Origin of the sequence: Psychrobacter sp. 1Y10 (assembly GCF_052259005.1) — a bacterium.
Lineage (GTDB): Bacteria > Pseudomonadota > Gammaproteobacteria > Pseudomonadales > Moraxellaceae > Psychrobacter > Psychrobacter saeujeotis.
In genome coordinates, this window is record NZ_JBQQES010000002.1 from 392,195 (window position 1) to 417,089 (window position 24,895).

The following is a 24,895-nucleotide window of genomic DNA, read 5'->3' on the forward strand; positions in this document are numbered from 1 at the left end:
AAGCTAGGTAGAAATCTTTTTATACTTCATACGCTTAGGACCGGCATCGTCACCCATCGTTTTTTTGCGATACGCTTCAAATTCTGTGTAGTTACCGTCATACCAAATCGGCCCTTCTTCTTCAAAGGCTAGGATATGCGTGGCGATACGGTCAAGGAACCAGCGATCATGCGAGACCACCATGACCGTACCTGGGAATACTTGAATCGCATCCTCTAGCGCACGTAGGGTCTCAATATCCAAATCGTTTGAGGGTTCATCAAGAAGCAAAACGTTGGCGCCCTGCTTCAAAGTTTTTGCCAATTGTAGACGGTTACGCTCACCACCCGATAGCTGCCCGACGTGCTTTTGCTGGTCTGAGCCTTTAAAGTTAAAGCGGCCAATATAGGCGCGACTTGGCGTCGTATAGTCACCAACGGTGATAATATCTAAGCCGTCAGACACTTCTTCCCAGACGGTTTTATTATCATCTAAATTGTCACGTACCTGACCGACATAAGCGACTTTAACGCTTTCACCCAAGTCAACCGAGCCTGTATCTGGCGTATCTCGTTCGGTAATCATATTAAATAGTGTGGTTTTGCCTGCACCATTTGGACCGATGATACCGACGATAGCACCCGCTGGGACGTTAAAGCTTAGGTTTTCATAAAGCAAACGATCACCGAATGACTTAGAGATATCATTGACTTCGATGACTTTGTTGCCCAAACGTGGACCAGGTGGAATATAAATCTCAGAGGTCTCGTTACGTTTCTGGAACTCTTGTGAGTTTAACTCTTCAAAACGCTGTACACGAGATTTGGACTTGGCCTGCTGACCTTTTTGGTTTTTACGAATCCACTCAAGCTCTTTTTTGAGTGCTTTAGCAAATGATTCTTCTTGTTTATTTTGCTGCTCAAGACGGTTATTCTTTTGCTCAAGCCACTCAGTGTAGTTGCCCTCATAAGGATAGCCATGACCACGGTCCAGCTCTAGGATCCACTGAGCAACGTTGTCCAAGAAATAACGGTCATGGGTAATGGCCACGATCGTACCGCTATAGTTCTGTAAGAACAGCTCAAGCCAAGCGACAGATTCAGCGTCCAAATGGTTGGTCGGCTCATCAAGCAATAGCATATCAGGGCGCGACAATAACAAACGACATAAGGCCACACGGCGTTTTTCACCACCTGACAGTTTGCTAACATCAGCATCCCATGGCGGCAGACGTAGTGCATCAGCCGCTTTTTCTAGCTGAGTATTCAAGTTATGCGCATCCCAAGCTTGAATGATGTCTTCCATCTTGCCTTGTTCTTCAGCAAGCTTATCAAAGTCGGCATCAGGCTCTGCGTATTCAGCATAAATTGCATCGAGACGGGCAAGCGCATCTAATGCTTCACGCATGCCATCTTCGACATTACCACGAACATCTTTGCTATCATCAAGCTGTGGCTCCTGCGGTAAGTAGCCAACCTTAGTACCCGTTTGTGCGCGTGCTTCACCGCTAAATTCAGTATCGACGCCTGCCATGATGCGTAGCAACGTCGATTTGCCAGAACCGTTGATACCGAGTACGCCGATTTTGGCACCCGGGAAAAACGATAAATTGATATTCTTTAGGATTTCGCGCTTAGGCGGAACAAGTTTTGACACGTTGTTCATCGTGTAAATATATTGAGCCATTAACACTCCGATAGACTACATAGACGAGGACTGTCATCACAGTTAGCAATGATGCTAAGTGAACTGCGCCTCAAAAATCAGGGTTATAAATTGTCTGCTATTATCGCATTGTGGCGCATGCCCTGCAAGCTAACAGCTTGTTTTCTGGTATGTTTAGTCGTTTTTAATACTTCTGCTACTCATTTCTGATAAAAGCTAAGAATAAACTTGTAGACGCTATAAAAAATAATAATAAATAAAATTAACTGCTGATAGATTTTTGTTTTATAAAACCTACAAAATTTTGCATCAATCAAACTATAAACTTAATTAACAAGGGTTATTATATTAATATAACTTAATAAAACAATAATTTGGTGAAAGTGATTTTAAGCTTAATATTTACAATTTGCGTAGCAATTCTTAGCAAACAGGTGCTTTATTTATGACGACTGGCTACCACCCTGAGCTTATTCAGCGCGTTTTTGTGGATTTTGTCAGTACGCATATACATTCTTTTTGGTCATTGACTGCACCTAAGCTACGATTATTAGCCAAGCACACATTGAGCGATGATCTGATAGCTCTACAGTTTGAAACCAACCATGCTTTTCGACAACAATCGAACAATCTCTGGCATGGCGGACAGCACTTAAGCTTAATCGTACCAATAGACGGTATTCATCATCAGCGTCAGTATTCACTGCTTGGTTTACCTCAGCAAGCATTATGGTGGCAAAGTAAAAAACCGCACACGCTTACTATCGCTATTAAACCTCAAGGTTTGGTATCAAAATACTTGACTCAGCAAGCATTGCTTGGAGATTTTTTTGCGTGCAGTGTTCCAAACGGCAGTTTTGTCCTGTCACAGACGCTAGAGGAACCGACACCGATATTGTGTATCGCTAGTGGTAGCGGTATTACGCCGATGTTAAGCTTAGTCACGCAGGCGCTCAAGGATAAACAACCAGTCACTCTGCTTCACTACAATCGCACGCCTATATTGACATCATTTTGGGCTTCACTAGCCACGACTTATCCTGCGTTTCGCTATCATCTGATTGCAACGCAAGATGTCAGCACTTATCTTGCAGACAATCGATACCTGACCAAGAATAGCCTACTTGCGCTTGGACTACCGCTCGCTCAAACGCAGATATATGCCTGCGGGTCACAGTCTTTGTTATCAAGCCTGTACCAAGCAGTAAATGATTTGACTGTTGAAAATACAGCATCGCTACTCGATAACATCACGATAGAACGCTTTGGGACGAGTGCTAATCATCACGATCAGGAAGGAAGCGAGACTGATAGCATAGCGCGAACCGTACATTTACGCGGACGACAGCGGCAGTTTACTAGCCGTACTACTTTGCTTAAAAGCGCTGAAGCGGCAGATATACGTTTGCCCTATGGTTGTCGTCAAGGCATTTGCCACCTGTGCCGCTGTCAAAAAATCAGCGGTCAGGTCAAGAACATCCAGACAGGGGTTGTCAGCGGTGAAGGTTTTGAGTCCATTCAGACTTGTATTAATGTACCTGTAACCGATGTTGTGCTCGATATTTAATATAACAAAGGACTTTTTATGCGTTTATTACCGCCTATGTTTAGTGCTCGATCCGCGCTCCCTACTACCCCTATTCAGTCTGTAGTAGATAAGCGATGGGTAGCGCAGACTCGTTACCCGACATTAAGCAGCGCGCCCCTATCAAAGGTACAAACTGAGACGATGGCTGCTGAGTTAGATGCGTTATATCAGAGTGTCATGGCATCGCTTGGTGCAGAGGATGCGCGCTATATTCAGCGCATTTATGCTGCTGTCGTTTATAGTGAAATACTAGCACGTGGTCTGCTTGCTGTTGCCGCATGTCCCTCTTCACGCCGTAAGCAATTGAGCATTTGGCTATTAGGTACTTCTTTACTAAGTTTTAGCAAGATATTAAACAACATGGAGCTTGGTCACAATGTCATGCACGGTCAGTATGATTGGATGCAGCATCCGCATCTGAACAGTCAAAAGTTCGATTGGGACATTGTCTGTCCTGCGCCGCTTTGGCAGCACTCGCACAATTACTTACACCATACCTTTACCAACATCGTTGGTCGTGACCACGATGTGGGGTATCATCTGATTCGAGTGACCGATGAGCAGCCTTGGACGCCAAGCGATAGTAATAATTTATTGATCACCATGATACTGGCATTAGGGTTTGAATGGGCAGTGGCCTTTCACGATATTCAGATCAGTGTTGATGAATATGCACATGACGCGCACTTGGTAGATGTCATGACACCCAAGTCACAAGCGCTATTTGACAAGATAAAGCGACAAATAGGCAAAGATTATCTGGTTCTGCCTATGTTTAGTGGGCTGGTATTTGGCGCGCGTAGTGCTATGACGACAGCCAGTGGCAACGTGACTGCCAATATCGTACGTAATGTTTGGACTTGGGCGGTGATATTTTGTGGTCATTTTACCGAGCAGGCACATATCTATACGCATTTAGATGACAATGAGAGTCGCGGCGACTGGTATACCAGACAGATATTAGGATCAAGCAACATCACAGGTCGCAAGTGGTTCCATATTTTGACCGGTCATTTGTCGCATCAAATTGAACATCATATTTATCCTGATATGCCAGCCAACCATTACACACGCGTGGCCCCGCAAGTACAAGAGATATGCAAAAAGTATGGCCTACCTTACAATACAGGCAGCTTTGGTGCGCAGCTTACCCAAGTCATTAAACGTATTTATCACTTTAGTAAACCAAGTAATGATAAGCGAGATTCATACTTGCAAACGCAAATGGTTATGGATAAAAATAATGAGACAAGCCAAGCAAAGACGTCCTTAACTGTTACGCAAGGTCTGAGTAAATACTTGCCACCCGTCGTGCGTCATGCTTTATTTTATTATAAATAATCTTTATTCTATGTTGAATCACATCAATAAAATATACCCAATAACTGGAGATTTATATGAGTAATCAACAACCGTTAGATATCACGCATAATGAAGATCGCAATCGCTTTGAGACTACGATAGAAGGTCAAACTGGCTATATTAGTTATCAAGAACGTGGTGATGCTTTGGTTTATGACCATACGATTGTACCGCCAGCGCTTGGTGGGCGCGGAGTGGGTTCAAAATTAGTCAAACATGCTCTAGACTATGCACGTGATCATGACAAAAAAGTCGTGCCACAATGCTCGTTTGTATCCTCTTATATTAGCAAGCATCCAGAATACAAAGACTTGGTGTAGTAGCTGTATGATACAGTATCAATATGACAGCCTAAAATACCTGTCATAGTATGTCTAAGTATTTAAATGGGCCGCCTTAATCTTACCTAACAGAACCGACTAACCCATTGCCTACCTATCTATTTAAGCTATCTAACTATATATTTATCCATGGATATATGGCAGGATGTAAAGGATAGGTGGGTTTTTTGTTCTCTATTAAGTAGCAATACGTAATACGCTTGAATATAAGTATCAAATAGTAATAGTTAAAACAAAATACCAGTTTTACCAATAAAAAAGGTGCGATTATTGATAGCATTTTAATCAATGACGACAACACTCTTATTAACCACGACATAATAATAAAGGATATCGGTATGAGTAGTTTATCCGACAAACAAGTTGATATGCAGCTAGAAGACCTTACTGGTTGGCAGCGTGATGGGAACAGTATAGTAAAAACTTACCATTTTAGTAACTTCGTCGAAGCCATGAGTTTTATGAATCAAGCAGCATTCTATGCTGAAGCACTTGAGCATCATCCTGAATGGAAAAATATTTATAACATCGTCGAGGTACGTTTGACGACTAATGATACGGGCGGTATTACCAGCCATGATATTCGCTTAGCAAAACGTATGGAACATATTATTCAACCTAAACGTCTATAAGATTGTATTGCTCAATATTTTTAATTAATACCGACTTAGTGAAAACACAAATAAAAACGTCCTCACTTGAGGACGTTTTTTTATGCTAAATAAGCAGCATTTATCAATTATGAATATGTTGTGCTGTTTACATTTTACGGCTAACAAACGCCACGATAAACAAGATAACTGCTACTGCTAAGAAAATATAGGCCAAATTAGCAGATAGTCCAGCAACGCCGCCAAACCCTAACAAACTTGCTAATAGCGCAATAACAGCAAATATAATCGCCCAACGAAACATAATCTTTCTCCTTAAACAAAAAACATCCAGAATATAAATAGAGCAAACCAACGCATATTAGTAATATGATCGGTTATCAACCTACAGACGATAAGTCCTATAAACAATCAATACTGCCAGGTTCGCTAAATTCGATTACTCTTAATGCTTATTGTTGTTAATATTATTTCTTATAAGTTGTAGTAGTAGATTAACAACCTTTTAGAGCAGATAAACGTTCAGTTTGGTAATGATCACGATATGTTATGTAACTTATGTATGCTCATTGCCCTGTTTTGGACAAAGTTGGGTTATTGGTCGTTTATCAAACCGATATATAACTGGTATGGTTCTAAGTTGACTTTGAACTCATAACGCTATCAAACGTTTATATGACGTAAAAATCTAAGCATTACTCTGCTCTCATTTATCTAAAAAATAGTAAGGAAAAAATATGAATAATGATATGGATACTCAACAACGCACATATGCTGTCGTTTTATACGGTGCAACGAGTTTTGTCGGTCAAATTACTGCGCATTATTTAGCGCAATTTTTGGCAGATACCAGCAAGCAAAGTGATGCAGATTCACAATCCGTCACTTGGGCAATCGCTGGTCGCGACCAAGAAAAATTAGAAAAACTGCAATCTGAGCTTAGCTCAGTGCAGCAGAATGGAGATACTAAAGCGAAGATCGATATCATCGTCGCTAATAGTAATGATGATGCCAGTCTGGATAAGATGACCGAACAAACACAAGTTATTATCTCAACGGTTGGTCCCTACCTCAAATATGGCGAACCTTTGATTAAATCGTGTACCAAAAATGGTACCGACTATGTCGACCTTACAGGCGAAGCCATTTTTATTAAAGATATGATGGACAAATATCAAGACGCTGCGAAGCAAAGCGGCGCACGTATTGTTAATTCGTGCGGATTTGACTCTATCCCCTCAGACCTAGGTGTCTACTACACCCAGCAAAAAGCTGAGAAGCAGTTTAATGAAGCCTGTACGGTCATCAATATGAGAGTAAAAGCGGCAAAAGGTGGCTTGTCGGGCGGTACAGTTGCTTCTATGGCCACTATATTTGAAGAAGTCGGTCAAGATAAAGGGCGCCGTAAGCAAGTTGCTAACCCCTACTTACTCAACGACGATAAAGACGCGCCTAGCGTGCGTCAAGAGAATGTCAGCCGACCTGAGTATGATGAGCAACAGGAACGTTGGTTGGCGCCTTTTGTGATGGCAAGCATTAATACGCGCATCGTTCATCGTAGTAATCAGCTCTTAGGCTACGAATATGGCCGTGATTTTAAATATGACGAAGCGATGTGGATGAAGGATGGGGTGAAAGGCAAACTAATGAGCTACGGTATGAGCGTTGGATTGTTGGGGTTTGCTACGGCAATGGTGTTTAAACCGAGTCGCGAGCTGCTCTCAAAACATATCTTACCAAAGTCAGGCTCTGGACCTTCTAAGTCTGAACAAGAAAACGGCTACTTTGATATTCGTTTTTTTGGTGAGACTGCCAACAAGGATAGTATCAATACTAAGGTCACAGGCAATAAAGACCCAGGCTATGGCAGCACCTCACGTATGCTTGCTCAATCAGCCTTATGTCTTGCTCAAGATATCGCTAAAGAGGATGTGTCAGGTGGTTTTTGGACACCCGCTTCTGCGATGGGTGATAAGCTATTAACGCGCTTAGAGACTCACGCTGGTCTTAGCTTTGAAGTCGTTGACCAATAATAACCGTAAAATATATCATGAATGATAGCCGCACTTTAATTATAGAGTGCGGCTTTTTTGTTGCTTTGAGCTTTACTATTTAGACTTCTAAACGACTGGATAAATTAACAGAGTGATAGTCGAGTCAAGATAAAAGAGGTAGCACATGACTAAACTAATATTTAGTAAATGTGTTAAATAAGTATTAAAGTCAGCAATGTTAACGAACGATAATTGTGTATTTCTTACGTAAGTATTATCACCAATTCATGGTTATGTGCCACATAACGACACATTTCGTTAATGCAATGAAACAGCGACCATCATTTATATCACGTACCCTTAATAAAGTTATCAACCTGTGAAGATTGTGTCTATAAAATTGATTAGATAAGGCTTCAATAACCAGTTCAAATAGCTAAAAAACGATAAGTTAAGAGCAAGAAAATAACGCTCAAATAACTGTTCTTTAAACTGAAATCGTAAAATAACGGTTGAATAACAACGACAACCAACAGTCATTGAGAGGAATCTATTATGAAATTGAATATATTAACGACAGCCATGTTAGCGTCAGGCCTAGCTATGTTTGCGCATTCTGCCAATGCAGCTATGGTTACTGATGAACATGGTAACGTAGGCTACGACAGCTATGAAGAATGTGTCACCGCGGTAAAAGACGGCTCTGCTACATTCTACACCCCTTATACCTATCAAAAGCCAAAACGCCGCGCTGGTGAAGCTTCTGTCAAAACAATGCGTTTGTCCGAAGTTATGATTCCTCAAAATGTGGTTAGCGGCAATAATTTGCAAACGTCAGATTATGCAGCTGGTGCTTGTGATTTGGGTGTCGGTCAATCGGATGATCGTTATGGTGTTTCGGGTGCATTGGTCGGTAAATACGTGCCTATCGCCCCTGATATGCCAGTTAATGTCTACATGAATAAAAGTGGTGACCCTATACGTTTGAGCATGCAACAGTGCGACAATCATTTTAGTGATAAGTTTCCAACTCCTGTAGTAAGCGAAGTGACATCTCTTGAAGCGCAAGTGGCTGTGGCAGAAGCGCGTACTGTAGAGCCAGTCGTCGTTGCAACTAAGCGCGTTATTCGTCCTACTAAATATAGTGTGAAAGAGGTCATCTATGCTCCAGAAGACCAGATTAAACGTATCAAAACGGCGGAAGGTACAGCAGTAGCCATCGAAGATGGTACTGAGCGTGCTACGATTGTTGGTCAAGAAGCTGACGAGCAAATCGTTGATGAAATCGAAATCAATCAGACTTTTCCAGTTACTCGTGTACCTAACAATGATACATCATCACGTGTTGTGGACCCAGATACTGCCGAATAGCTCATTGTAGAATGTATAGTTGGCTTACCATCAAAGGATAACGTGTCATATTTTATTGATATTAAATCCTAAATTATCGGTCAAAATTTATACATATTTACAGACACAGCACTTGCATATCGTCACACGAATACATCAATCTGTTAGACCTTTAATGAGTTTACTACTGAAGTACCAGCATGAGAGCTGGTACTTTGCGTGTTGAGATTATAGCTATTTTATAAATCTTTTACTTATATGTGTCATGACAACCTATAACCCAGTTGTCATGATTTTGTTCTATCTACAGTTGACGTTTTAAATATATTAAACAGTTATATTTAAGACGTTAAGTAGATGGATAACTAAAGGAATAACGATCAAGCTTAAACATATTTTTAAGCTGATTAATAAAACTTGTGACTCAAGGAATTAACTGATGCAAAATCGTACTTTATCATTAATCATCGGCGCAGCTTTAGTAATGCCAAGTATTGCCATGGCTGCTCCTATGGATCAGGGCAATATTACACCAGCAGATATGCGCGATACTCCTGCACCTAATACTTTACAAGCTGAGATTGAAGGCCCAGATGGTGAGTTATTGGCCACTCAACCGGGTGAAGTAGAAAGTGATGTAAATATTGCTGAAACGAACCCTGATGAGATGAACGACCCAAACATGATGGGTAACCCTGATGAGATGAATGACCCAAACATGATGGGCAATCCTGATGAGATGAACGATCCAGACATGATGGGCAATCCTGATGAGATGAACGATTCAAACATGATGGGCAACCCTGATGAGATGACCAATCTCGACTCTGAGCAAGCTGCCCCGCAAGCCCTAAACCAACAACATAGCAATAATGAATATCAGCCATTGATTGCAGGTGAAGTGCTTAACGATGACCCTAACAGCGCAAACGCAACAGTTACGCTGCAAGAGAAAACTAAAGATAACCGTGGTGAATTACTAGCAACTCAGCCTGCTGAAGTTGAATTTAGCGAAAATCGCCGTGTTATGCCACGTTAATGTTGTTTAACTAACGATAATTCAGCGATGGCTTGTTAAAGATATATCACTACTGGAAACATATGTTGTGTGCATAAAAAAGGCAGCCGTTAGGCTGCCTTTTTATGTCTCTTTATCAATTACTTGCTATTATTTCTTAGTTTTTGTTACACCCGCTTCTTGTAGCAGTGCACCAAGTGTACCCATTTTGCTAGGCGCTTCAGCTTTATCAGCTCTAGGCGCTTTACTGCGGTTATTAGCGCTGTCTTTGTCTTGACGGTTGCCACGTGGTTTTGATGGGCGTTTATCGGCGGCTGGGCGGTTGCTACGTGGGCGGCTGGCTTTGTCATCATTACCAGTGCTTGAAGTAGGCTTTGCTACTGAACGCGCTGGCTTTTCAGACTCAGGCTTCATACTAAAACCAATGCGGCCACGTTTTTCATCAATAGAAATGACGCGCACCGAAACGATGTCACCTGGTTTAACGCGGTTCATCGGATCTGCAACGAAGTCATTGGCCATCTGTGAGATATGTACTAAGCCGTCTTGATGTACGCCAACATCAACGAAACAACCAAAAGCGGTCACGTTGGTCACGACGCCTTCAAGCTGCATGCCTTCTTCTAAGTCCTTAATGCTATTGACGTCTTCACGGAAACTAGCAGTTTTGAACTCAGGACGTGGATCGCGTGCTGGTTTTGCCAGCTCTTCAATAATCGCTTTTACACTGATATTGTCATCATTTGCCGCGAGCGCATTGGTATCGATAGTATTTAGCACACCATCATTACCGAGCACCTCTGATAATACCTTGTCTGTTTGCGCCAATAAGCTGTCGACCAGCTCATAGCTTTCTGGATGCACGCCAGTGGCGTCAAGTGGATTGCTACCGTCATGGATACGTAAGAAGCCTGCTGCCTGCTCAAAGGTCTTAGCACCTAAGCGCGGTACGTTTTTGAGCGCCTCACGGCTATCAAATGCGCCATGCTCTTTACGATAAGTGACGATTTGCTGCGCGACATTGCGGTTCAGACCAGCGATATGAGCCAAGATGGCAGGGCTCGCCGTATTTACATCAACACCAACCGCGTTCACGCTGTCTTGGGTAACTTTATCAAGGCTATCAGCTAACTGGCTTTGGTTCACATCATGCTGATATTGACCAACACCAATCGCTTTTGGGTCAACCTTGACCAGCTCTGAGAGTGGATCTTGCAAGCGGCGAGCGATAGATACCGCGCCGCGTACAGAGACATCTAGGTTGGCAAGCTCATCACTAGCAAGCTCACTGGCAGAATAGACAGATGCGCCAGACTCATTAACGATAACAGCTTTGGCTTTTAGAGCATCATTCGCAGCCAATATCTCTTTAACCATCGCATCTGTTTCGCGGCTAGCAGTACCATTGCCAATAGCCACTAGATCAACGTTATAAGTACTTAATAACTCATCAATGACTTTTTTGGCTTCATCCATCTTATTGTCAGGAGCAAATGGATAGACAGTCGCCACCACAGGCTTGTCTTCGCTATCTAGCATGACGTGGCCTTGGGCATCGACAATCGCCATTTTGACGCCATGACGAATACCAGGATCGACACCTAAAATAACTTTACGACCAGCAGGTGCTGACATGAGTAGATGCTGTAAATTATTAGCAAATACATCAATCGCATCCGCCTCAGCAGTCAGACGCTTTTCAGTCAATAAGCGATGTTCGATATGCGGACGCCATTTATCTTTCCATAAGCTGCTAGCAGCTTCTGCTAAAAACTCACGGCGCTCAGCTGGCGCTTTAGAATCGACATCGAAATGACTAATGATTTTTTCGATAAAAGGGGCATCTTCGCCTTCGATTTTGAGACCTAAGACGTTTTCTTGGCGACCGCGTAGCATCGCTAATAGACGATGGTTGGGCAGACGCGCAAGGCTTTCGCTATGCTCAAAGTAATCTTTGAACTTCTCGCCTACTTCACGCTTCTCGTCACTGGCCACGTTCGATACGATACTAGCCGTTTTAGCAAAACCATTACGCAGACCATCAAGCAAATCCAATGCCTGTGTCCACTCATCGACGATGATAGCTTGGACACCAGCCAGTTGCTTTTCAAGATCACTGAAGTCAACTTCAATCTCATTGCCGCTATCGTCAGAGATACTAGATGGCGCTTGATAGTCAGCCAGTGCATCTGTTGGCGTGATCCCTTGCGTCAAGACCGCTTGCGCAGCAACATCGAGACCAGCGGCGCGTGCTTTGGCAGCCGGTGAACGGCGACGCGGACGGTATGGCAGGTAGATGTCTTCAAGCTCAAGCTTAGACGTCGCATTATCAATACGGGTCTGCAACTCGTCTGTCAAATTGCCTTGTGTGCTGAGAAGCTCAGTAATTTTGAGGCGACGTGTTGCCATATCGCGCTCATAATTGAGCGATTTTTCTAAAGCACGTAGCTGCGCATCGTCAAGATTTTGCGTCTTTTCTTTGCGATAACGTGCAATAAACGGGACAGTGGCCCCTTCATCGTAGAGTTTGACAAACGCATTGACTTGAGCAGTCTTAATGCCAAGCGCGCGAGCAAGTTTGTCGTGAATATTCGCGTGTGTGGTTGCATCTAGGCCCTGTGTATTTGTCGAGGGTTGAGACGCCGTTAAGGTATCAGTGCTACTCATATCCGTATCAATCGTTGAGAAATGTAGTTTGGCATTATAGCAAAAGCTGCATGAATAAAAATCCTTTTTATATCTTCATTACTTATCATAGTCTTTATCGCTCAAATAATAGTCTTTATGGTTTAAGTTTTCATATAAACTAGCGTTAATCGCTACGTTAAACAAACGCATACAGCATTTATGTCTATGGATGATGCAATTGCCTGTCCAATCTTATACACTAAAGCTATAAGATTAAAAATATCAATCTTCCTCAAACCCTTCAATAAAGGTATGAATGGTCAGATTTGCTCTAAAAACGGTTTTTGTTACTATTACTTTTTTAGAATTTTTGACCGTAGCATTTTTGATTTTGTGTTATAAGTATTTAGTGGGATGGATACCACATAAATTGACTGTTAAATAGATTGATATGAACTCATAACAACCACTACCCTCAAGATGGTACTAGTATCTAATGTGTCGATTATCAATAACAATCATAATTTTTGACAATATAGTGGCTCTTGGCAATGACAATCTTTGGTAACAACAGTTTTTGGTAACAACACTATTCATTAAAGGATATCTGCATGACTGATAATAAAAGCACCGATAGCATGACCCAACGTATTTTAGTCGTCGATGATGATGCACGCCTACGTTCTTTATTACAGCGTTTTCTAGAAGATGATGGCTTTGTAGTACGGACGGCTCACGATGCCAGTCAAATGGACAAACTAATGCAGCGTGAATTGTTTTCTTTAGTAGTATTGGATTTGATGCTACCAGGAGAAGACGGTATCAGTATTTGTAGACGTCTACGTGATGACAACGGTGATATTCCAATCATCATGCTGACCGCCAAAGGTGGCGATGCGGATCGTATTGCCGGTTTGGAGGCAGGCGCTGATGATTACTTGCCAAAGCCCTTTAACCCAAAAGAGCTATTAGCACGTATCAAAGCGGTATTGCGTCGTCAAAACCGCGAGCTGCCAGGTGCACCAAGCTATCAGCTAGAAGTGGTTGAGTTTGGACCATGGACGCTTGATTTATCGACGCGTACACTTAAACGTGACGGCAACGTCGTGACATTGACGACAGGAGAGTTTTCTGTCTTAAAGGCCCTCGTACAGCATCCGCGCGAACCATTGACGCGTGATAAGCTTATGAATCTTGCACGTGGCCGTGAATGGGGCGCGATGGAGCGCTCAATCGATGTTCAAGTATCGCGCTTGCGCCGCCTAATAGAAGACAACCCATCACAGGCCCGTTATATTCAAACAGTTTGGGGTGTGGGCTATGTCTTTGTTCCTGATGAGTCAGAGTCGGATGCTGAAGCTGAAAACGGATAAAAGCTAAGCGCTTAGGAACTATGATGACAGACGATAACTCTTTTCCTCATAAATCTGGCGTTCGTACAGACCACCATTCAGCTACTCTAGATAAGCATAAAAGTGCTCATCGTGATAATGAAGATTCAGAGTCGAGTCATTCTTCATCAGAACACAGTCTGACTGCTGTACTTGAGCAATTAGACCCTGATAAAGATGCGGGCAAGGTAGATATCGGCGATATCATGGATACGCTTAACTCTAAAGGCTTTGGATCTTTAATATTTGCCCCCGCTCTCATTGCTATCATGCCAACAGGCGGCATCCCTGGGGTGCCGACAGTTTGCGGTGTTATAATTATTTTGATTAGTATTCAGATGCTCTTTGGTAAAGAGAGACCTTGGTTACCACAATTTGTTGATAATATCTCTTTTGATGAGGACAAACTGCACAAAGGTGTGAACATTGCATCAAAAGCCACAAGGTGGATCGACAAAGTCGTTAAACCCAGACTTAAGTCGCTAACCTCTAATAAGGCAAAAAAGGTAGCGGCAGCCCTTTGTATTTTTGCTGCCCTTGCTATGATTCCTCTTGAGCTCATACCTTTCGCGGTTATGATACCTGCGGCTTCTGTCATTTTATTTGCCATCGCTTTGATTACAGAAGATGGGTATGTGTTTTTAGCTGGCTTACTGTTGAATCTGGCCACTATTTATTTTTTAATTACTCAAGTACTTTTATAAAAAAACCAACCGCATCGGGTTGGTTTTTTATGATAAACATAACATAAGATTATTAGCGCAGTTGACTGTCTTTACTACCACGGCGATTAAATAGCTCTGCCGCTTTGGCATCTTGTTCAAGCTCCGTCTGACAGCCGACACAATGCTGAACACCAGGTACAGCTATACGCCGCGCTTGTGGAATTGGGCTACCACACTCATCACAAAACTCAGCGCTATCGCCTGTAGGTATAGCACTTCTGACACGATCTAATGCATCATTCACAGTTGCATCCATCTGTTCGTGCTCAGCACCATCTCTTGACCAGCCACCTGCCATAACTTATCCTTTCTTATTTAATAAAAGTCTTTAAGAACAAATAGATGGGGCTAAACAGCCTTGTTTTCAATACTGAAGAAAATAAAGCCAGTTATTATGCGTTTCAATCTTTTGGTTGTAATGCCACAACTTGACCGCGTACACCAATGCTGTCATCGCTCATCAGACAGACATAACCTGCCATGATATCCTCAGGTGTTTTAAGACTCATCGGGCTTTCACCCGGAAAAGCATGCGCGCGCATATTGGTACGCGTACCACCTGGATTGATACAGTTAAAGCGTAAACGAGTCGTGTTTTGCGTTTCTTGAGTGAAGATATCACTCATGCCTTCTACGGCTTGTTTTGAGAGCGCATATGCACCCCAAAATGCGCGTGGATATGTACCGACAGTACTGGAGGTAAAGACAATAGATCCATTAGCAGCGTCTTTAAGTAACGGTAATAGTGCTTGAGTGAGCATAAAGGTGGCGGTAAAGTTGACCTGCATCACCTTGGCAAAGGTATCGACATCGTACATCTCAAGCGGTGTCAGCTCGCCTAATATCCCTGCATTATGTAGTATGCCATCAAGTTGACCGATTTCTTTGACGATCAAACCTTCTAATTGCTGCATTTCAGAATAAGTGGCTTTCTCTAAATCCATCGGTAGCATTGCAGGTTGTTTACCGCCCAAGCTCTCGATCTCATCATAGACAGTTTCAAGCTTACTGGTAGTACGACCAAGTAATAGTACCGTTGCGCCATAGCGCGCATAGGTCAAAGCAGCGATACGTCCGATACCATCCCCTGCCCCTGTCACTAAGATGGTTTTACCATTTAGACAATTATCCTGCGGCTCAAAAGTACGAATATCATCATGGCTTAGAGGTTGATTCACATTGTCGCTCATAGGTTCGTCCACTACTTATCTATTTATAATAAAGTTTATGTTTGGAATATCTCAGACTGGTTGGATATCACTGACCAGAAATATCCAAACCAATACGCTTAAATTATATATATTCAAACTTGCTGGGGGATAATAACAATTTGCTCAATTGCTTGGGCGTATCGATAATATGGTCTGCGCCCCAGCTTTTTAAGTTGTTTTGATCTTCAGGAGGGATATACCCATAAGCGGCCAAAATCGTCGACATACCAGCAGCCCTACCAGCGTCTATGTCACGTATATGATCGCCTACATAAACCACGCAACCAGCAGCGCCACGGGGTATTCCAAGCTTTTCTAGGGCCATATACATCGGCTCTGGATCCGGCTTACTGCGTGAGACGTCATCGGGACATACCAAAACAGCACAGCGCTCATCCAATTGCATTACTTTGAGCAGTTGCTCTGATAAGTAACGCGGTTTATTAGTTACAATACCCCAAGGCACGCCTTTTTCTTCAAGCGCTACTAGTACCGTTTCCAACTCATCGAACACGCAGCTATCGACACAAATATCTGTCTCATAATCATCCAAAAACTGCTGACGAAAAGCCAGTAAGGCGTCTTCGCTCATCTCGATTTGATCATTATAACGTAGCATCAGCTGCACCATGGCCGATGCACCAGCAGAAACTTGCTCACGAATCTGGGCCTCAGGCGGGGCTTGCCAATTGTTTTGGGCACTCATCTTACCAATAATACGTACAAAATCTGCTGCAGTATCAATGAGCGTACCGTCTAAATCAAATAAAACAGCTTTTACAAATTGAGTCATATCGTCTGCTCTTATTAAAATTTATCTTCAATCAGTGGCTTTTGAACAGCCAACATATAATTAACATCGACATTTTGTGCCAACCAATAGCGTTTGGTTAATGGATTGTAATGTAACCCGATGATATCTTGACGACGAAAGCCTGAGTTTAATGCCATTTTATCAAGCTCAGCTGGGGTAATAAATTTTGCATAGTCATGGGTGCCACGATCTAGCAGGCGCAATACATACTCTGCTCCAATGATCGCAAACAAGTAAGATTTTGGATTGCGATTGAGGGTAGAGAGCACACAGACACCGCCTGGGGCCAGCAGATCATAACATGCTTGTACAATTGCACTAGGATCTGGTACATGCTCGAGCATCTCCATGCAGGTCACGACATCGAACTGACCTGCATGAGTGGCTGCTAAGCTCTCAACGGGTACATGCTGATAACGTAAACAGTCTTCTAAATGGCTTTGCTCTGCATGTAAGCTGGCCGCTTTTAAGTTTTCAGTACCCAAATCGATACCAGTGACATCAGCGCCGCGACGTGCCATCGATTCGGCTAATATGCCGCCCCCGCAGCCAACATCCAATACTTTTTTACCACTCAGACCCATCTCAGCCGTTTTCTTTGCGTCATGACTTTGATTACCGTCTTGATTGCTATTTTGATAGCCACGTTTGACGTTTTCTTCTATCCAATTAAGACGTAGCGGATTAATATGGTGCAACGTTGCAAATGCACCCGTACTATCCCACCATTCATTAGCAAGTTTATTAAACTTATCGACTTCGCTTGGATCGACATTGGTAGACGCGTTCCTCTGTGTATGCGTGGCTTCTACTTCGGTCATATCCGTATTATCTGGGATGTCGTTTGTCATCGTATCTGACTGAAGATCGTTAGATGAAGGGGGAATGGCTGAGCTCATGAGGTTTCCTTTAGTGTCATTACTTATCTATTATGCATTACTTATCTGTTGTGCGTTGTTACGCGCTGTCATGGGCTTTATGGTAGCATGAGCGCGCGCATTTTGCGTAAGGACATCGTGACCGATTATGAGGGGTATTGTTAACTTATGCCAAGTGAAATATGTCTCTCAATCATGGATTGACAGGTCAAAAACAACTGTTTAATTTGTTTATAGGTAAGGTTGCATAAATAATGTCTAACAGCTTTACAACGGTAGATTAAGAATCCGGTTCACAAACAGCCCTATTTTACGTTATGATAAGCAGCTTGCGCCTCGCGCTTTCTCAGCAAACATCGTCATTAAAAATTCAAACATTTATTCCCAAAGGAAGACGTATGAAACGTGTCATCACATTGACTGGTCTGGCTATTGCCATTGGAATCGCCAATATGGGCGCACAAGCAGCCGATTATGTCGCAGGAAAGGACTACCGTGTCCTAGATAACCCAGAGAAAATCAGCGGTGATGCTATTATCGTACGCGAATTCTTTTGGTATGGTTGCCCTCATTGTAACGTCCTTAATCCGCATATGGAAAAATGGGCTAAGACCAAAGACAAAGACGTGGCTTTCTTTAAGACGCCAGCTGCGCTAAATCCAGTTTGGGAAGCCAGTGCACGCGGTTTTTATGCCGCTCAGCTATTGGGTTATGAAGACAAAACCCACGATGCTTTGTTTGACGCTGTCCACAAAGACGGCAAGCAGCTGTTTGATCAAGCTTCACTAAGCAAATGGTACGCTACAAAAGGTGTTGATCAAAAGAAGTTTAATAGCTTATATAACTCATTTGCAGTAGGCACCAAAATCGGCCGCTCACAAGCGGGTGCTAAGCGCTATCAACTCTCTGGTGTACCAGCAGTAGTTGTGCAAGGCAAATATGTGGTAACGGGTGAAGGTGCAACCGTTCCTAAAGTAGTCGATTATTTGGTAGATAAAGTTCGCGCTGAAAAAAAATAGTTTAGTGAGCACCAATTACTATTGACAATAAAAAAGCCAATCGTTAACGATTGGCTTTTTTATGTTTAGTTGTTTTGTCTTAAAGAATTAAGTTTACGAAAAAAGAGCTTGTTTATGGATAAGCTTGTAACGGTACAAGCTCTAGAAAGTTAGACTGCGTGTCGAGCAAGCTCTTATCAGGTGTCAGTCTCTTTTCCCACGTTTGTATCGAACGCTTCACGATCTTTTTCTTTGAACGCTTTGAATTCCTCAAACGCTCTGAATTGTTTGAAGCGTTCAAACCTTTCAAACGCTTTGAACGCTTCAAACTCTTGGAACGCTTTAATAGACTCTTCTTCTTTGCTTTTTTCAATTTCTATCATCGCTTGAGTGCCCTCAAAGGCATATTGGTATAATGCTTTTATATCGGGTCTATTGCCGATACGCTGTGTACGTGGACGTTCAGGTGCATCAGTTTGTTCAGCGCCTGTCGCACGTAAGCACTGGCGTATTTGGGTAGGTGTTAGGATTGCACTACCGCGGGCACGCGCCATACCTTGCAATGAGGCCACGGCTCCAACCACAATAGGTGATGCAGACGACGTGCCTGAAAAAGTATCTGTGTACCAAACGTCCTCGTCTAAACCGCTTTGTAGATCACCATAGCCACACGTCGTCACTTCACGACCCCAGCCTTGTGCATCGATCAGTGCGCCGTAGTTTGAAAAACCCAATCTTGATCTATCTGGTCCATGATCGCGTCCATGAGTACCAGGCGGCGGTGCTCCTGCGCCAACGAAAATAGCGCCAGAATCTCGATTTGATCGGCGAAAAGAATTACGCCAACTACTTGGAAAATTGTTTGGTCGCACCTCATAGATATCATCATCCAGATTTTCAGCACCATTGCCAGCCGCTTCGACCACGATGATGCCACGACGAGTTGCCGCTAAAATAGCAGCATAGTCATCCTCCCACCACTCAATGGCAATATATCCTTTTTGATCTTCTCGAGCTTGAAAGTCATAGCGTGGCCCTGGACGATGAAGCTCTAGCAACAACACGTCACCGCTTCGTAACCGCGCTGTTGCACTGCGGATCGCAGCTGCCGATCCCATACTACCAAAGATTGACACTGCTGATGCCATAGCCTGATCACTGATGCCAGATACCCCAAATCGATTGTGATCACCAGAATATATGCCTAACACTGCCGTACCGTGATTGCGCCAGCCAAGATCTGGTGATTGAGTGCCACCAACTACGCCGCCTTGGAGTTGGCGTAAGTCTTCGTGAGTGAAGCGCCATGCTCCTTCAATATCAATGATGCGAACATTCTGTCCTCGGCCACCTTCACGTGCGTGCGCCCATTGGGCATTCACCCCTACAGGGCTGGGTTCTAAATAAAGTTGGTGCGACACAAAGTCTGGGGTCACAAGAGCAGGTACTTCATCCTGTATAGCGGCATTTTGTTCATCTAGCATCACAGGAGGTTCAGCACCAGGTTTTACATAAGAGGCTTCAACTCGGCTCAAACTGGCCATTGCCTCAGCAGCTTCTTGCGCCCTTTCTTGATCCACTTCCAGCTTATAAAATCGACACAGATTCGGCATCGGTATATCTGCCACGCCTTCAGCAGACTCGGCCATCATCTGTTGCTCAACTCTCTCCTCTGTACTGCCAAACATAGGAACCATATTAGCTTGATATGTATCTAATACTTTTTTTATATCAGATACTGGTTCTGCTGTGGTGGTCTCAAGACGCCCATCGGAGGCACGCAGTCCCACATCAGGCTGCATAATAACAATCGTCTCACGTGGGGCTGCAAGCGCTTTTTTTCCTGAACTATTTATCATAATTATCACTCCTATTAAGACAAAAATTGCTTAGCAAGGACTACTTAGGGAGGAACGTCAGTTGGCTTTTTATAGCAGGTATCAACGAACGTTAGCTCTAAAAGCTCGACAATCAATGTATTTACCTGTTCCTTATCAGGAACCAGCAAAGCTGCATACCGTAAAGCTTCCGCATCAGTGTCTATAGGAGGTTGTACGGTTACGTTGTGATCAGCGGCCCATTCTTTTAGCATCACAAAGGCGTGATACATTGGCTCATCAAAAGATGGATCCGGTACTGGATTCAAAATCACAGTTACTATTATAGGTTCAGCCAATGATAATACTCCTACCTGATGTATAAGGAACGATTAATAAAAGAAACGATGTTAACGTAACTGTACTTATCCAAAAAATAAATACACCTTAATATCATATAGATAGCATAGAAAATACCATAAGGCGAGATATGACTTGTAAACAACTTACTTAACCTACAATAAATATGTTGTTAGCAACACCGATAATAGTTCTTAAATTGTCCGACATAAAACGTACGGTTTAATATTTTTCCTTTATAAAATTCATTTTATATAAACGATATATAGCAAAAAGCCGACTAAACTTAGTCGGCTTTTATATCTTATGATTAGATATTTAATATTTTAGCTGCGTTAAAATCGCAACTTCTCGGATGTAACTGGCCAGATCTTGTTCTGACTCTACTAGTAGCTCGTCATCTTGCATGTGTTTGGCGTACTCAATCCAAAGCAGCAGTTGATATAAGCTGTTGCGCTCTGAGGCTTTGTACTGTTTTACAAACTGCTTGAGCGTACCTTCGTCGTTAATATTAAGCCTACCCCGCCAGCTTTCAATTTTAGCAATCTGCTCGTTAGGAAAAAAAGCATCAAACAATGCTTTTACCAGTTCATGGCGGTTTTCTTCGCTAATGAGTTTACCAACACGTTTGGTCTGGCGATTGCGGGCATTTGCACTGCTAATATCTGCCAATGCCATCAATTCAGCCATAAAGTAGTCACTAGCTGGTAGGTTTTTGAGTTGCTTTTTCGATAAGCTAGCAAGCGGTATTGATAATTCTTGCAAGCGTTCATGAGCTTTTTTAAGTTCAGTACGCGAGACGCGCATGTCCTGTTCTGACCAATCAATCATACAAGCTTTCCAAAATAATAAATAAAAATGAGAGATGGCTGGCAACCATTTGTACCAGCACAATTTTTATACTACATCATACATATCGCCTATCTGCTAATAGAACAGCGGCAATAAAGCTACCAACGGCGCTTTTCACGATGCTTTGCGGCCACTACCAAACCTTGAGGTAGACTCTTTGCAAGATAACGTTGCAGCTTATCGGTGATAAAAACAGAACGATGCTTGCCGCCCGTACAGCCAATAGCAACTGTCACCGTATGGCGATTGTTATGTAAAAAATCTGGCAACCAACGATCCAAAAATTTTGCAATATCGTCAGTCATCTCGGCGACCTCTGGATAATCAGCGAAGAACTCATCAACCTCTGGATCAAGACCAGTTGCGGTACGCAGCTCAGGGTTCCAATGCGGGTTTGGTAAAATTCTTACATCAAATATAAAATCGGCATCGATAGGACTGCCATATTTAAAGCCAAAAGATAGCAGATTGATCACAATCTTATTGTCTGCACCAATATGATCTCGCAGGCGCTCTTTTAGCTGATGAATGTTTAATTTACTCGTATCAATCTTTATATCAGCATAGCTGGCAATAGGCTCTAGTAACTCTTCTTCTTTTTTGATAGCAGCAGGCAGATTGTATGTCGGATAAGTAGAGCTTTCATACTCTTGTGCCATTAGAGGATGTACGCGGCGAGTGGCGTTAAAGCGTGCCACTAAAATAGTGTCCTGCGCGGTCACGTAGATTACTTTGACCGTCTGTTCGCCATAGGTTTGCTTAAGCATCTTATGAATAGAGGCAAAATTGCTTAAATCTGCGCGTGGAGTGCGGATATCGACACCAAGGGCAATACGGCGAATACTGCTCTCACCAACTAATTTATCGACGGCACTTGGTACCAAAGACAGGGGTAAATTGTCGATAGAATAATAGCCCAAATCTTCTAAAATATTTAATACCGAGGTCTTACCCGACCCTGAACGACCTGACACCACCAGAATACTGACGCTGTCATCTTGCGACTTGTCTGTTACTACTGGTCCTGACGTTACTTTGTTGTCTTGATTTGTCCCTATTGCTTCCATGATCCCACCATCCTAGTTTGTTCAATCACTGATGCATACGTTGTATAGTCGATACCAAATAAAATCGATACGTTGTAACATGATGCGTAACTGGTATAAATTCTTTCTGCTTGCTGTGTCTACGCTGACAGAGGCTGCAAAAAATTTATACCAGTCTCGCTGTATTGTTTTTATAGCGAATTGACCATATCTTATCGTCTACTTTGTCTACGAGCATGTTAAGCGTTTTCTGTCTTTTAGGTATTACCACACGTTGTGAATCCATCATTAAAACTACTCATTAATAGTGACAAACTCGTTATCTAATAGACGGGCTCTTCCCAACCAAGCGGCAACTAAAATAATAAACCGTTTTTCAACTATCTCGGAGCCTTCAGCAGTAGTTATTGAGACTAGCTGATCCGTTTTTATCTCTAGATAATCAATCGTGAATCCAGCATCAGTAAGGTACATGCGTGTCTCTGCCAATAATGCTTGCATCCTTTGTTGACTTAGCTTGCCAGTTGCTAGCTGCTGAGCCAAACGTTGGAGCGCTTGATGTAGTACCGACGCAATGTGACGCTCAGCGCTAGTTAAATACTGATTGCGCGAGGACAACGCCAAACCATCATCAGCACGGATAATGGGCGCGCCTATGATTTCGATCGGATAACTTAAGTCACGTACCAATTGCTTAATAATTGCCAACTGTTGATAGTCTTTTTGTCCAAATACTGCCAAATCGGGTTGGATAATATTAAACAGTTTAGATACCACAATCCCAACACCATCGAAGTGACCAGGACGCGACTGACCACACAATTGATTGGCAATAGCACCCGCAAGCACACAGGTCGGAGGCGGCAATACGGGATACATCTCATCAATACTCGGCGCAAAGATATAATCAGCATCGACTGATGTCAGCTTGGCAACGTCACTATCAAGTGTGCGTGGATAACTGTCAAAATCCTCTCCTTCCCCAAACTGAGTAGGATTGACAAAGATACTCACGATTACAATATCAGCATGCTGTTTAGCAAGCGTTACTAGCTCAAGATGACCTTTATGCAAATTGCCCATCGTTGGCACTAAAGCAATGCGCTGCTGCCCGCGATGGGTCTGTAAAGCAGTACGCATCGCTGAGATATGATGGTAAATGATTGGCATTATTAAATATTCTTCTTTATAAACATAAAAAGATGAGCGTAAAAAGCTAGAGCATACCTTAACTAAACTGGTGCTGCTCTGCTGGAAAACTGCTTTCGCGTACTGACTGCTGATAAAGCGCAAAAGCGCCTTCAATACTATGCGCCGTATTGCGCTCATCAGTCAAAAAGTCATGCACAAAACGCGGCACACGGCCATGTGCCATACCTAGCATATCATGCATGACCAATACCTGACCGTCTGTATCTGCGCCTGCACCGATTCCGATCACCGGCACTGCAACCGCTTGGGTGACTGCTTTGGCAAGCTCAGCTGGAACACACTCTAGTACAAGTAGCGCTGCACCTGCAGCGACGACTGCTTTGGCATCAGACAACAGTTTATCGGCTGCTGCATCACCGCGACCTTGGATTTTGTAGCCACCAAAAACATTGACTGATTGCGGGGTCAAACCAAGATGGACACAAGTTGGCGTGCCTGCTTGCGCTAATGTGGCGACCAACTCACAAAGCTCATCGCCGCCTTCAATCTTAATGACATGTGCCCCTGCTTGCATAAGTCTGCGACTATTGGCTACTGCGTCTGGCAGCGTCACATAGCTCATAAACGGCAAGTCAGCCAATATCAGGGCGCTATTGTTACTCTGCGCGACATTAGCCGTATGATATACCATATCGTCGACGGTAACTGGCAGTGTTGAGTCGTGACCTTGGACGACCATGCCCAAGCTATCACCTATCAAGATAGTATCAATCTGCGCCTTGTCCATCATGCGTGCAAACATTGAGTCATAACACGTCAGACATGTGAACTTAGTACCGTCTTTTTTAAACTTATTTAACGTAGATAACGTCGTCATATGACCCTCGATTAATCTGCAATGCTTTTAACTTACTAGTAATTGTTATTCTGCTTGTGATCAAAAAACTTAGCAATTTCTTAATATATAGTCATCCTAAACACAAAAAACACAAAAATTGTGATGCGCTATTGGGATAATTTTTCCTTGCTTGCTGTGCCTACGCAGACAGAGGCTGCGCAAAATTTATCCCAATAGCGCTATATTTACTTTATAGTTGATTCAATTCAATAATAAA

The 24,895-nt window shown here is 43.0% G+C and carries 23 protein-coding genes; 10 read left to right on the forward strand and 13 right to left on the reverse strand.

What is annotated here, in order from left to right:
• Positions 1-3: 3 nt before the first annotated feature.
• A complete protein-coding gene (ettA, locus tag ACTXGH_RS04670; protein WP_299218593.1) occupies positions 4-1,665 on the reverse strand; it encodes an energy-dependent translational throttle protein EttA in 1,662 nt (553 codons plus the stop codon).
• Between the two features lie 424 nt (positions 1,666-2,089).
• On the opposite strand from ettA, the gene ACTXGH_RS04675 reads away from it, so the two are divergent.
• The 4 genes from ACTXGH_RS04675 (at position 2,090) to ACTXGH_RS04690 (ending at position 5,567) form a co-directional block, all read left to right on the forward strand.
• On the forward strand, positions 2,090-3,211 hold the full coding sequence (locus tag ACTXGH_RS04675; RefSeq protein ID WP_439297144.1) for a flavin reductase family protein: 1,122 nt from the start codon (positions 2,090-2,092) through the stop codon (positions 3,209-3,211).
• An 18-nt stretch (positions 3,212-3,229) separates the two neighbouring features.
• Entirely contained in the window at positions 3,230-4,573 is a 1,344-nt protein-coding gene (locus tag ACTXGH_RS04680; RefSeq protein ID WP_443561721.1) for a fatty acid desaturase family protein, read from the forward strand.
• A 56-nt stretch (positions 4,574-4,629) separates the two neighbouring features.
• Complete coding sequence (locus ACTXGH_RS04685; RefSeq protein ID WP_439262375.1) at positions 4,630-4,914, forward strand: GNAT family N-acetyltransferase; 285 nt, start codon at positions 4,630-4,632, stop codon at positions 4,912-4,914.
• Positions 4,915-5,273: 359 nt separating this feature from the next.
• Positions 5,274-5,567, forward strand: a complete 294-nt coding sequence (locus tag ACTXGH_RS04690) for a 4a-hydroxytetrahydrobiopterin dehydratase (RefSeq protein WP_299218597.1) — start codon at positions 5,274-5,276, stop codon at positions 5,565-5,567.
• A gap of 127 nt (positions 5,568-5,694) precedes the next feature.
• On the opposite strand, the gene ACTXGH_RS04695 is transcribed toward ACTXGH_RS04690, so the two are convergent.
• A complete protein-coding gene (locus tag ACTXGH_RS04695; protein WP_021814049.1) occupies positions 5,695-5,850 on the reverse strand; it encodes a DUF1328 domain-containing protein in 156 nt (51 codons plus the stop codon).
• 433 nt (positions 5,851-6,283) lie between these two features.
• Between ACTXGH_RS04695 and ACTXGH_RS04700 the strand changes: the two genes are divergently transcribed.
• The 3 genes from ACTXGH_RS04700 to ACTXGH_RS04710 all read left to right on the forward strand — a co-directional run bounded on the left by ACTXGH_RS04700 (position 6,284) and on the right by ACTXGH_RS04710 (position 9,929).
• Entirely contained in the window at positions 6,284-7,579 is a 1,296-nt protein-coding gene (locus ACTXGH_RS04700; RefSeq protein WP_439296073.1) for a saccharopine dehydrogenase family protein, read from the forward strand.
• Between the two features lie 516 nt (positions 7,580-8,095).
• Positions 8,096-8,911 (forward strand): hypothetical protein, encoded by an 816-nt coding sequence (locus ACTXGH_RS04705; RefSeq protein WP_439296074.1) that lies wholly within the window; start codon positions 8,096-8,098, stop codon positions 8,909-8,911.
• 418 nt (positions 8,912-9,329) lie between these two features.
• Entirely contained in the window at positions 9,330-9,929 is a 600-nt protein-coding gene (locus ACTXGH_RS04710) for a hypothetical protein (protein WP_439296075.1), read from the forward strand.
• A 129-nt stretch (positions 9,930-10,058) separates the two neighbouring features.
• Here the strand turns inward: ACTXGH_RS04710 and ACTXGH_RS04715 are convergent, their stop codons facing one another.
• Positions 10,059-12,575, reverse strand: coding sequence for a Tex family protein (locus ACTXGH_RS04715; protein WP_439296076.1), 2,517 nt, complete (start codon positions 12,573-12,575; stop codon positions 10,059-10,061).
• Between the two features lie 572 nt (positions 12,576-13,147).
• Between ACTXGH_RS04715 and ompR the strand changes: the two genes are divergently transcribed.
• Entirely contained in the window at positions 13,148-13,909 is a 762-nt protein-coding gene (gene ompR, locus ACTXGH_RS04720) for an osmolarity response regulator transcription factor OmpR (RefSeq protein ID WP_439262386.1), read from the forward strand.
• A 23-nt stretch (positions 13,910-13,932) separates the two neighbouring features.
• On the forward strand, positions 13,933-14,631 hold the full coding sequence (locus tag ACTXGH_RS04725) for an exopolysaccharide biosynthesis protein (RefSeq protein ID WP_443561722.1): 699 nt from the start codon (positions 13,933-13,935) through the stop codon (positions 14,629-14,631).
• Positions 14,632-14,683: 52 nt separating this feature from the next.
• Here the strand turns inward: ACTXGH_RS04725 and ACTXGH_RS04730 are convergent, their stop codons facing one another.
• The 4 genes from ACTXGH_RS04730 to ubiG form a co-directional block, all read right to left on the reverse strand.
• A complete protein-coding gene (locus ACTXGH_RS04730; RefSeq protein WP_439296078.1) occupies positions 14,684-14,950 on the reverse strand; it encodes a DksA/TraR family C4-type zinc finger protein in 267 nt (88 codons plus the stop codon).
• A gap of 103 nt (positions 14,951-15,053) precedes the next feature.
• Positions 15,054-15,842: a YciK family oxidoreductase gene (locus ACTXGH_RS04735; protein WP_439296079.1), complete on the reverse strand. Its 789-nt coding sequence runs from the start codon at positions 15,840-15,842 to the stop codon at positions 15,054-15,056.
• 103 nt (positions 15,843-15,945) lie between these two features.
• Positions 15,946-16,656, reverse strand: a complete 711-nt coding sequence (locus tag ACTXGH_RS04740) for an HAD family hydrolase (RefSeq protein ID WP_439296080.1) — start codon at positions 16,654-16,656, stop codon at positions 15,946-15,948.
• 14 nt (positions 16,657-16,670) lie between these two features.
• Positions 16,671-17,498, reverse strand: coding sequence for a bifunctional 2-polyprenyl-6-hydroxyphenol methylase/3-demethylubiquinol 3-O-methyltransferase UbiG (ubiG, locus tag ACTXGH_RS04745; RefSeq protein ID WP_439296213.1), 828 nt, complete (start codon positions 17,496-17,498; stop codon positions 16,671-16,673).
• 455 nt (positions 17,499-17,953) lie between these two features.
• Between ubiG and ACTXGH_RS04750 the strand changes: the two genes are divergently transcribed.
• Positions 17,954-18,574, forward strand: coding sequence for a thiol:disulfide interchange protein DsbA/DsbL (locus tag ACTXGH_RS04750; RefSeq protein WP_299218608.1), 621 nt, complete (start codon positions 17,954-17,956; stop codon positions 18,572-18,574).
• Positions 18,575-18,750: 176 nt separating this feature from the next.
• On the opposite strand, the gene ACTXGH_RS04755 is transcribed toward ACTXGH_RS04750, so the two are convergent.
• The 6 genes from ACTXGH_RS04755 to panB form a co-directional block, all read right to left on the reverse strand.
• Positions 18,751-20,412 (reverse strand): S8 family peptidase, encoded by a 1,662-nt coding sequence (locus ACTXGH_RS04755; RefSeq protein WP_439262395.1) that lies wholly within the window; start codon positions 20,410-20,412, stop codon positions 18,751-18,753.
• A 44-nt stretch (positions 20,413-20,456) separates the two neighbouring features.
• On the reverse strand, positions 20,457-20,729 hold the full coding sequence (locus ACTXGH_RS04760) for a hypothetical protein (protein WP_299218612.1): 273 nt from the start codon (positions 20,727-20,729) through the stop codon (positions 20,457-20,459).
• Between the two features lie 319 nt (positions 20,730-21,048).
• Positions 21,049-21,561: a ribosome biogenesis factor YjgA gene (gene yjgA, locus ACTXGH_RS04765; protein ID WP_439262397.1), complete on the reverse strand. Its 513-nt coding sequence runs from the start codon at positions 21,559-21,561 to the stop codon at positions 21,049-21,051.
• A gap of 119 nt (positions 21,562-21,680) precedes the next feature.
• A complete protein-coding gene (gene rapZ / locus ACTXGH_RS04770; protein ID WP_439262613.1) occupies positions 21,681-22,640 on the reverse strand; it encodes an RNase adapter RapZ in 960 nt (319 codons plus the stop codon).
• A gap of 282 nt (positions 22,641-22,922) precedes the next feature.
• On the reverse strand, positions 22,923-23,798 hold the full coding sequence (panC, locus tag ACTXGH_RS04775) for a pantoate--beta-alanine ligase (RefSeq protein WP_439296081.1): 876 nt from the start codon (positions 23,796-23,798) through the stop codon (positions 22,923-22,925).
• Positions 23,799-23,856: 58 nt separating this feature from the next.
• A complete protein-coding gene (gene panB, locus ACTXGH_RS04780; RefSeq protein WP_439296082.1) occupies positions 23,857-24,657 on the reverse strand; it encodes a 3-methyl-2-oxobutanoate hydroxymethyltransferase in 801 nt (266 codons plus the stop codon).
• Between the last annotated feature and the right edge of the window lie 238 nt (positions 24,658-24,895).